Source organism: Sinomonas sp. (genome assembly GCF_051955515.1).
Classification (GTDB): Bacteria; Actinomycetota; Actinomycetes; order Actinomycetales; family Micrococcaceae; genus Sinomonas.
In genome coordinates, this window is record NZ_JBQCGQ010000185.1 from 1 (window position 1) to 7,009 (window position 7,009).

The 7,009-nt window shown below is 67.9% G+C and carries 7 protein-coding genes; 2 read left to right on the forward strand and 5 right to left on the reverse strand.

The genetic code is table 11. The features are described 5' to 3' along the window. The 4 genes from ACTHL9_RS10485 to ACTHL9_RS10500 form a co-directional block, all read right to left on the reverse strand. On the reverse strand, positions 1 to 654 hold a 654-nt coding region (locus ACTHL9_RS10485), incomplete at its 3' end, for a lysophospholipid acyltransferase family protein (RefSeq protein ID WP_440518929.1). Beyond that, a complete protein-coding gene (locus ACTHL9_RS10490; protein ID WP_440518922.1) occupies positions 654 to 1,385 on the reverse strand; it encodes an HAD hydrolase-like protein in 732 nt (243 codons plus the stop codon). The genes ACTHL9_RS10485 and ACTHL9_RS10490, both read right to left, overlap by 1 nt. A 100-nt stretch (positions 1,386 to 1,485) precedes the next feature. Further along, the gene (gene uvrA, locus ACTHL9_RS10495; RefSeq protein WP_440518931.1) at positions 1,486 to 4,407 is read right to left on the reverse strand and encodes an excinuclease ABC subunit UvrA; all 2,922 of its coding nucleotides are present in this window, start codon (positions 4,405 to 4,407) and stop codon (positions 1,486 to 1,488) included. 156 nt (positions 4,408 to 4,563) lie between these two features. Next, positions 4,564 to 4,941 (reverse strand): GntR family transcriptional regulator, encoded by a 378-nt coding sequence (locus ACTHL9_RS10500; RefSeq protein WP_440518924.1) that lies wholly within the window; start codon positions 4,939 to 4,941, stop codon positions 4,564 to 4,566. Between the two features lie 62 nt (positions 4,942 to 5,003). Here ACTHL9_RS10500 and ACTHL9_RS10505 point away from each other — a divergent pair, with 62 nt between their 5' ends. After that, entirely contained in the window at positions 5,004 to 5,654 is a 651-nt protein-coding gene (locus ACTHL9_RS10505; protein ID WP_440518925.1) for an MBL fold metallo-hydrolase, read from the forward strand. 18 nt (positions 5,655 to 5,672) lie between these two features. On the opposite strand, the gene ACTHL9_RS10510 is transcribed toward ACTHL9_RS10505, so the two are convergent. Continuing rightward, positions 5,673 to 6,461 (reverse strand): trans-aconitate 2-methyltransferase, encoded by a 789-nt coding sequence (locus tag ACTHL9_RS10510; protein WP_440518926.1) that lies wholly within the window; start codon positions 6,459 to 6,461, stop codon positions 5,673 to 5,675. Between the two features lie 35 nt (positions 6,462 to 6,496). On the opposite strand from ACTHL9_RS10510, the gene ACTHL9_RS10515 reads away from it, so the two are divergent. Beyond that, on the forward strand, positions 6,497 to 7,009 hold a 513-nt coding region (locus tag ACTHL9_RS10515; protein ID WP_440518927.1), incomplete at its 3' end, for a DEAD/DEAH box helicase.

Consider the following 7,009-nt stretch of genomic DNA (forward strand, 5'->3'; position numbering starts at 1 on the left):
TGCCGGAGGCTTGTTGTAGCCGGATGCCCGTTGCTGGCCGCTCAGGGCCGCAATCGCGTCCATGATCCGATCGGTCGCCTCGCGCCTCACCGGGAGCGAATGGTCGGGGCCGAGCCGGTCGAAGTGGAGGGGCTCCCCCACGCGCATGCTGAAGTGCTGCGGACGAACCGAGTTCCTGCCCGCCGGTTGGAGCTGCTCGGTGCCCTCGAGCCCTACCGGAATAACTGGCGCGCCCGTGGTGAGCGTGAGCCAGCCCACCCCTGTCCTTCCCCGGTACAGCAGTCCGTCCCGGGACCGGGTGCCTTCCGGGTAGATGCCCACCCCTCCCCCGGCCTCCAGCACGTCGAGGAGAGACTTGAGGGCCGCGACGCTTGCGGCCTGCTCACCGCGCTCCACCGGAATCGATCCGACCCCCTCGAAGAAGGCCTTCATCAGCCGCCCCTTCACTCCCTTGCCGGTGAAGTACTCGGCCTTGGCGAAGAAGCCGACCCGGCGCGGCATGAGCGCCTGGATGATGACCGAGTCGAGGAACGAGAGATGGTTCGAGGCAACAATGAACGGCCCGTCGACGGGGACGTTGTCAAGTCCCGTGAGCGTCGGCCGGCAAAGCCCGAAGATCGCGGCGCGGATGCTGGTGCGGCTCGCCTGGTACATCAGGGGCACGTGGTCGCCTCCGTGGCCTCAATCGTGCTCATTCCTGCCGGCGCCCCGAGCGGCAACAGGCGCTCGACGGCGTCGCCCGCCTCCTGCGCGTCCGCGACGAGCGCTGCAAGTCCCTGGGCCTCGAGTTCCCCGGGCTCCGCGAAACCCCACGCAACGCCGATGCAGGCAATCTGGTTCGCGGCCGCACCGGCAGCATCGTGCCGGCGGTCCCCGATCAAAACGGCCCGCGTACGGTCTGCGTGATTCACCTCGAGGGCCGCCGCGACGATGCTCGCCTTCCCGTCCGGGAGGGGCGGCAGCGTCTCGTCATCCGGAGCGCCGTGGATGCTGTGGAAGGGCGCATCTAGGTCATGCATCCCGAGCAGCTTCTTCGCGAGGCCCTCGGGCTTCTGCGTCGCCACCGCGAGGTGGTAGCCCGCCTCCCTGAGCCTGTCGAGGAGTTCCGGAATGCCGGGGTAAGGGCGGCTTTGGGCCATCCCTTCCGAGATGTAGCGCTCGCGGTAGGTGGCGACGACAGCGGGGATCACGGTGTCCGGCAGGCCGGCGATGGTGCGGAGCGATTCGACGAGCGGCGGCCCTACCATCGCGTTGAGACCCTCGGCGTCCGGCACTGGCAGGCCGTGCGTCGCGAGCGCGTGGGCAATCCCGCCGGTGATGCTCCCCGCCGGGTCAACGAGCGTTCCGTCCAGATCGAAGATCACCAGTGCGGGGCTGTCAGTCACCGGGACAGTCTCGCATATGCGCAGGCGAGCCTAAAACTCGCATGCCGAGTGAGGCATATGAGGGTGGAGGCGCACGGGCGGAGGAAACCTCGGGCCGGGCTCATCCCCGCCCGAGGACCTCGGCGAGGAACGTGCCCGTATGGCTCGCCTCGATCTTCGCTACATCCTCTGGTGTCCCAGTCGCGATGACCTCGCCACCCCCGGAACCCCCGTCGGGACCGAGGTCGATGATCCAATCCGCACTCTTGATCACATCGAGGTTGTGCTCGATGGTGATCACGGTGTTGCCCTTCTCAACGAGCCCCTGGAGGACGAGGAGGAGCTTGCGGATGTCCTCGAAGTGGAGACCCGTGGTCGGTTCGTCGAGCACATAGACGCTGCGGCCATTGGAGCGCCGCTGCAGCTCGGAGGCGAGCTTGACCCGCTGGGCCTCGCCCCCGGAGAGCGTCGTGGCAGGCTGGCCGAGGCGCACGTATCCCAGACCGACGTCGACCAGGGTATTGAGGTGCCGTGCGATCGGGGCGAACGCCGAGAAGAACTCGGCGGCCTCGTCGATCGGCATGTCCAGCACATCGGCAATGGTCTTGCCCTTGTAGTGGACCTCGAGGGTCTCCCGGTTGTACCGGGCGCCATGACATACCTCACACGGAACGTAGACGTCCGGGAGGAAGTTCATCTCGATCTTGAGGGTGCCGTCGCCGGAGCCCGCCTCGCAGCGTCCACCCTTCACGTTGAACGAGAAACGGCCCGGCTGGTAGCCCCGCACCTTCGCTTCCGTCGTCTCTGCGAAGAGCCTGCGGATATGGTCGAAGACGCCCGTGTACGTCGCCGGATTCGAGCGGGGGGTGCGCCCAATCGGACTCTGGTCAACGTGGATGACCTTGTCGAGATGCTCGAGGCCCTCGATCCGTGTGTGGCGCCCCGCCACCTGCTTTGCCCCGTTGAGCCGGTTGGCAAGGACCTTGTACAGGATCTCGTTGACGAGCGTCGACTTCCCCGAACCGCTCACGCCGGTCACGGCGGTGAGCACTCCCAGCGGGAAAGTCACGTCGACATTCTTGAGGTTGTGCTCCTTGGCGCCGACCACCTTGAGCTGGCGCTTGCGGTCGATCGGACGGCGCTTGGTGGGCACCTCGATCTTCCGACGGCCCGAGAGGTACTCGCCCGTGAGCGAGGCCCGGTTCTCGAGGAGCTCGGCCAGGGGCCCCGAGTGCACGACTTTTCCGCCGTGCTCGCCAGCACCCGGGCCGATGTCGACGATCCAGTCGGCCTCGTGGATCGTGTCCTCGTCGTGCTCCACGACGATGAGCGTGTTCCCGAGGTCGCGGAGCCGGGTGAGCGTCTCGATGAGCCGCCGGTTGTCACGCTGATGCAGCCCGATGCTCGGCTCGTCGAGGACGTACAGCACGCCGACGAGCCCCGAGCCGATCTGAGTTGCCAGCCGGATGCGCTGGGCCTCGCCGCCCGAGAGGGTTCCCGCCGCGCGCTCGAGGTTGAGGTACTCGAGACCCACATCGAGGAGGAACGCGAGGCGCGCATCGATCTCCTTGAGGACCTGGTGCGCGATCTGGCGCTCCCGAGCGGTCAGATCGAGAGTGGCAAGGAACTCGCTCGCTTCCCTGAGCGGCAGAGCGCTGACCGCAGCGATCGACTTTCCGCCCACGAGGACAGAGAGCGAGGCCGGGTTGAGGCGGGCGCCTCCACACTCCGGGCAGGGGATTTCGCGCATGTACTCGGCGTACTTGTCCCGCGCCGAATCCGACTCGGTCTCGGCGTGCTTGCGCTGGATGTAGGACACGGCGCCTTCGAAGCCCGTGCTGTATTTCCGCTCGCGTCCGAACCGGTTCCGGTACTGCACCACCACTTTGTGGTCCTTGCCATACAGCACAGCATCCCGCGCGTACTGCGGAAGGCTGTGCCACGGGGTGCTCATCGAGAAGCCGAGCTCATCCGAGAGCCCCTCGATCAGACGGGTCCAGTACTCCTGGGTCGCCTGGCCCAGCGACCACGGGGCGATAGCACCCTCCGAAAGGCTCAGCTGAGGGTCCGGGACCACCAGATCCTCGTCGACCTCGAGCTTCGTCCCGATGCCGGTGCAGGCCGGGCAGGCACCGAAGGGATTGTTGAACGAGAAGGACCGCGGCTCGATCTCGTCGATCGCGAGGGGGTGCTCGTTGGGGCACGCGAGGTGTTCGGAGAAGGCGCGGAGCCGCGAGTCGTCGTCCGGGGCGACGTCGACGAAGTCCGCGAGGACGCGCCCCTCGGCGAGGCCGAGGGCCGTCTCCACCGAGTCGGCGAGGCGCTGGCGGATCCCCTCCTTCACCACGAGGCGGTCGACGACGACCTCGATCGTGTGCTTGAACTGCTTCCCGAGCTTGGGGGCTTCAGCGAGCTGGACAAGCTCTCCGTCGACGCGGGCGCGGGCGTAGCCCTTCGCCGCAAGCTCCTTGAACAGGTCCACGAATTCGCCCTTGCGCCCCCGCACCACCGGCGCGAGGATCTGGAAGCGCGTGCCGTCCGGGAGGTCGAGCAGCTGGTCGACGATCTGCTGGGGCGTCTGGCGCGTCACCGGCTCGTGGCAGATCGGGCAGTGCGGACGGCCAACCCGCGCCCAGAGGAGGCGCATGTAGTCGTAGATCTCGGTGATGGTGCCGACGGTCGACCGGGGATTCTTGCTCGTCGACTTCTGGTCGATCGAGACGGCGGGCGAGAGGCCTTCGATGAAGTCCACGTCCGGCTTGTCGACCTGGCCCAGGAACTGCCGGGCGTAGGCCGAGAGCGACTCGACGTAACGGCGCTGGCCCTCGGCGAAGATCGTGTCGAAGGCCAGCGAGGACTTTCCGGAGCCCGAGAGGCCTGTGAAGACGATCATCGCGTCCCGCGGCAGGTCGAGGTCCACGTTCTGGAGGTTGTGCTCCCTCGCCCCCTTGACGACCAGCCGTGAAAGGTCGGTGCGGAGCGACGTCACGGGATCGTGCACGGCAGAAGGAAGGCGTTCCGCCAAGTCCTCCGAGGTTTCCATCTCAGCCGACATGCCGAGATCCGTGGGGGTAGGGGGAGTTTGCACGGGACTATGCTAGTCGAAGACGTCTTCGAATTTCCAACTGAGGCACAGGCTCCCAGCTCTGCTGACCGTAGAACCGAGCACCGACCTCACCAAGGGGTTCCACGACCAGCCTCAGAGCCGGGAATAGGCGCGCTCCAGCAGCTGGACTGCCTCGTCGAAGCCGCATCCCCGCGCACTCGCCGCGAGCGCGAAGGCCGCGGCTGCCGTCGTCAGCTCCTCCTCCCGCGCGTCGCGCGGCGCGACGACCGTCCCGGCCCGTCCCCGGGTGACCACCACGTTGGCCTCCTCGAGCTCCCGATAGGCGCGCGCCACGGTGTGGGGGGCAAGGCCGAGGTCAGCGGCGAGTGCGCGGACCGGTGGGAGTCTGCGCCCGGCGGGAAGGGCCCCCTCGGCGACGAGATCCGCGATCCGCCGCCGCAGCTGCTCGAAGAGGGGCGCCGTGAGCCCCTGGTCCGGGCGCCACGCACCTGGGAAATCCGCTTCCTCCATGGGCACCAGAGTACGAGTCCCACCCGCCTGTCCACACCATCCGCACACCCTAGACTGACGGCATGACGAGCCTCCTCTATGACCTTGAGCACGTTACAGTGCGAACGGTGTCGGTGAGCGACATGGACAACAACGTGTACCTGATCACCGCCAAGGACTCCGGCCAGCAGGTCCTCATCGACGCCGCCGACGACCTTCCCGCGATCCGCGCTCTCCTTGCCGAGGGAGCCTCTGACGCGCAGCGCCCGGCGAAGCTCAGCCTCGTCGCCACCACCCACCAGCATTGGGACCATGTGCGGGCCCTTGAGGCCCTGGTCGCGGAAACCGGCGCACGGACGGCCGCGGGCCGCCAGGACGTCTCTGGCATCCCCGTGCCGGTCGACGTGGTCCTTGATCACGGCGACATCGGCCACTTCGACGGCTTCGATCTGGCCGCGGTGCACCTCCGGGGCCACACCCCGGGCTCGATCGCGTACGTCCTCGAGGACGGCGAGGCGCCGCACCTCATCTTCTCCGGGGATTCCCTCTTTCCCGGAGGCGTGGGCAATACCCAGAAGGACCCCGACCGATTCGCGCTCCTGATCGCCGACGTCACCGAGCGTCTCTTCGGGGTATACCCGGATGACGCCGTCGTGCTTCCCGGACACGGCAAGAGCACCACCCTCGGCGCCGAGCGCCCGCATCTCGAGGAGTGGAAGGCCCGCGGCTGGTGAGCAGGGGGCCGCTGGGGCCTAGGGCTTGCGCCCCGCGATGAAGATCCGCCGGAACGGAAAGACCGTTCCGTAGTCGCGCGCGGGATACGCATCCAGAAGGAGCTGGTTGTACTGCTCCTCGAACTGTGCGCCCTCCTCCTCCGAGAGAGCGTCCAGCACGGGGCGCAGCGCCGTGCCGCGCACCCAGTTGAGCACGGGGTCCTCCCCGGTGATGACCTGCAGATACGTGGTCTCCCAGACGTCCGCCTCCCAGCCGCCTGCGCGCATGAGCTCGAGGTATTCGGCCGGTTCCCCCACCGCGTCGGTGTGGCGCAGGACTCCGCGGAGGCGCCTCTCCCATTGGGAGGACTCCGCAAGTTCGCGCAGGAGCGCGTGGGACGGAGCGTTGAAGTTGCCCGGCACCTGGACGGCGAGCCACGCACCAGGGGCCAGCTGTTCAAGCCAGCGCCCCATGAGCGCCTCATGGCCCGGCACCCACTGCAGCGCCGCGTTCGAGACGACGACGTCGACCTCGTCCTCCGGCTCCCACGCGACGATGTCGCCGAGGCGGAAGCTCAGCCCGGGGCGACCGGGAACCGTCCGTTCTGCGGCTTCGATCATCGAGGGCGAGCTGTCGATCCCCTCGACGATTGCGTCCGGCCAGCGATCGGACAGGGCGGCCGTGAGCGTGCCGGGGCCGCACCCGAGATCCACCACGTGGGCCGGGGCCTCGGCGCCGATGCGCGAGGTGAGGTCGAAGAACGGCCGGCCCCGATGATCGCCGAATCGCACGTAGAGGGCCGGGTCCCAGGTGGGCGAAGCGCTCATGGGTTCCACGCTAGTGCGGATAGGCTGAACTCGCCATGAGACTCGACCAGCTCCTTCCTGACGCGCCCGGAAACGGCGCCCTCGACCTGTCGGACCAGTTGCCCGACTTCGTGTACACGGCGTTCGTCGGGTGGGCCGAGGGGCGCGGCCTCGCGCTGTACCCAGCTCAGGATGAAGCGGTCATGGAGCTCGTGCAGGGGAATAACGTGATCCTCGCCACGCCCACAGGGTCGGGAAAGTCGCTCGTGGCGATCGCCGCCCATTTCTACGGTCTCGCCACCGGCCAGCGCAGCTACTACACCGCCCCCATCAAGGCCCTCGTCTCGGAGAAGTTCTTCGCGCTATGCGAGATCTTCGGCGCCGAGAACGTCGGCATGGTCACCGGCGTCTCATCCGTCAACGGGCATGCGCCCATCATCTGCTGCACGGCCGAGATCCTCGCGAACCACGCGCTGCGCGAGGGAGCCGCCGCCGAGCTGGGACCCGTGGTGATGGACGAGTTCCACTTCTACTCCGACCCCCAGCGCGGCTGGGCGTGGCAGGTGCCG

Excerpts from the sequence above, each read along its gene's own strand:
- uvrA (WP_440518931.1), bottom strand. The coding sequence starts at position 4,407 with ATGGAAACCTCGGAGGACTTGGCGGAACGCCTTCCTTCTGCCGTGCAC.
- ACTHL9_RS10500 (WP_440518924.1), bottom strand. The coding sequence starts at position 4,941 with ATGGAGGAAGCGGATTTCCCAGGTGCGTGGCGCCCGGACCAGGGGCTC.
- ACTHL9_RS10505 (WP_440518925.1), top strand. The coding sequence starts at position 5,004 with ATGACGAGCCTCCTCTATGACCTTGAGCACGTTACAGTGCGAACGGTG.
- ACTHL9_RS10510 (WP_440518926.1), bottom strand. The coding sequence starts at position 6,461 with ATGAGCGCTTCGCCCACCTGGGACCCGGCCCTCTACGTGCGATTCGGC.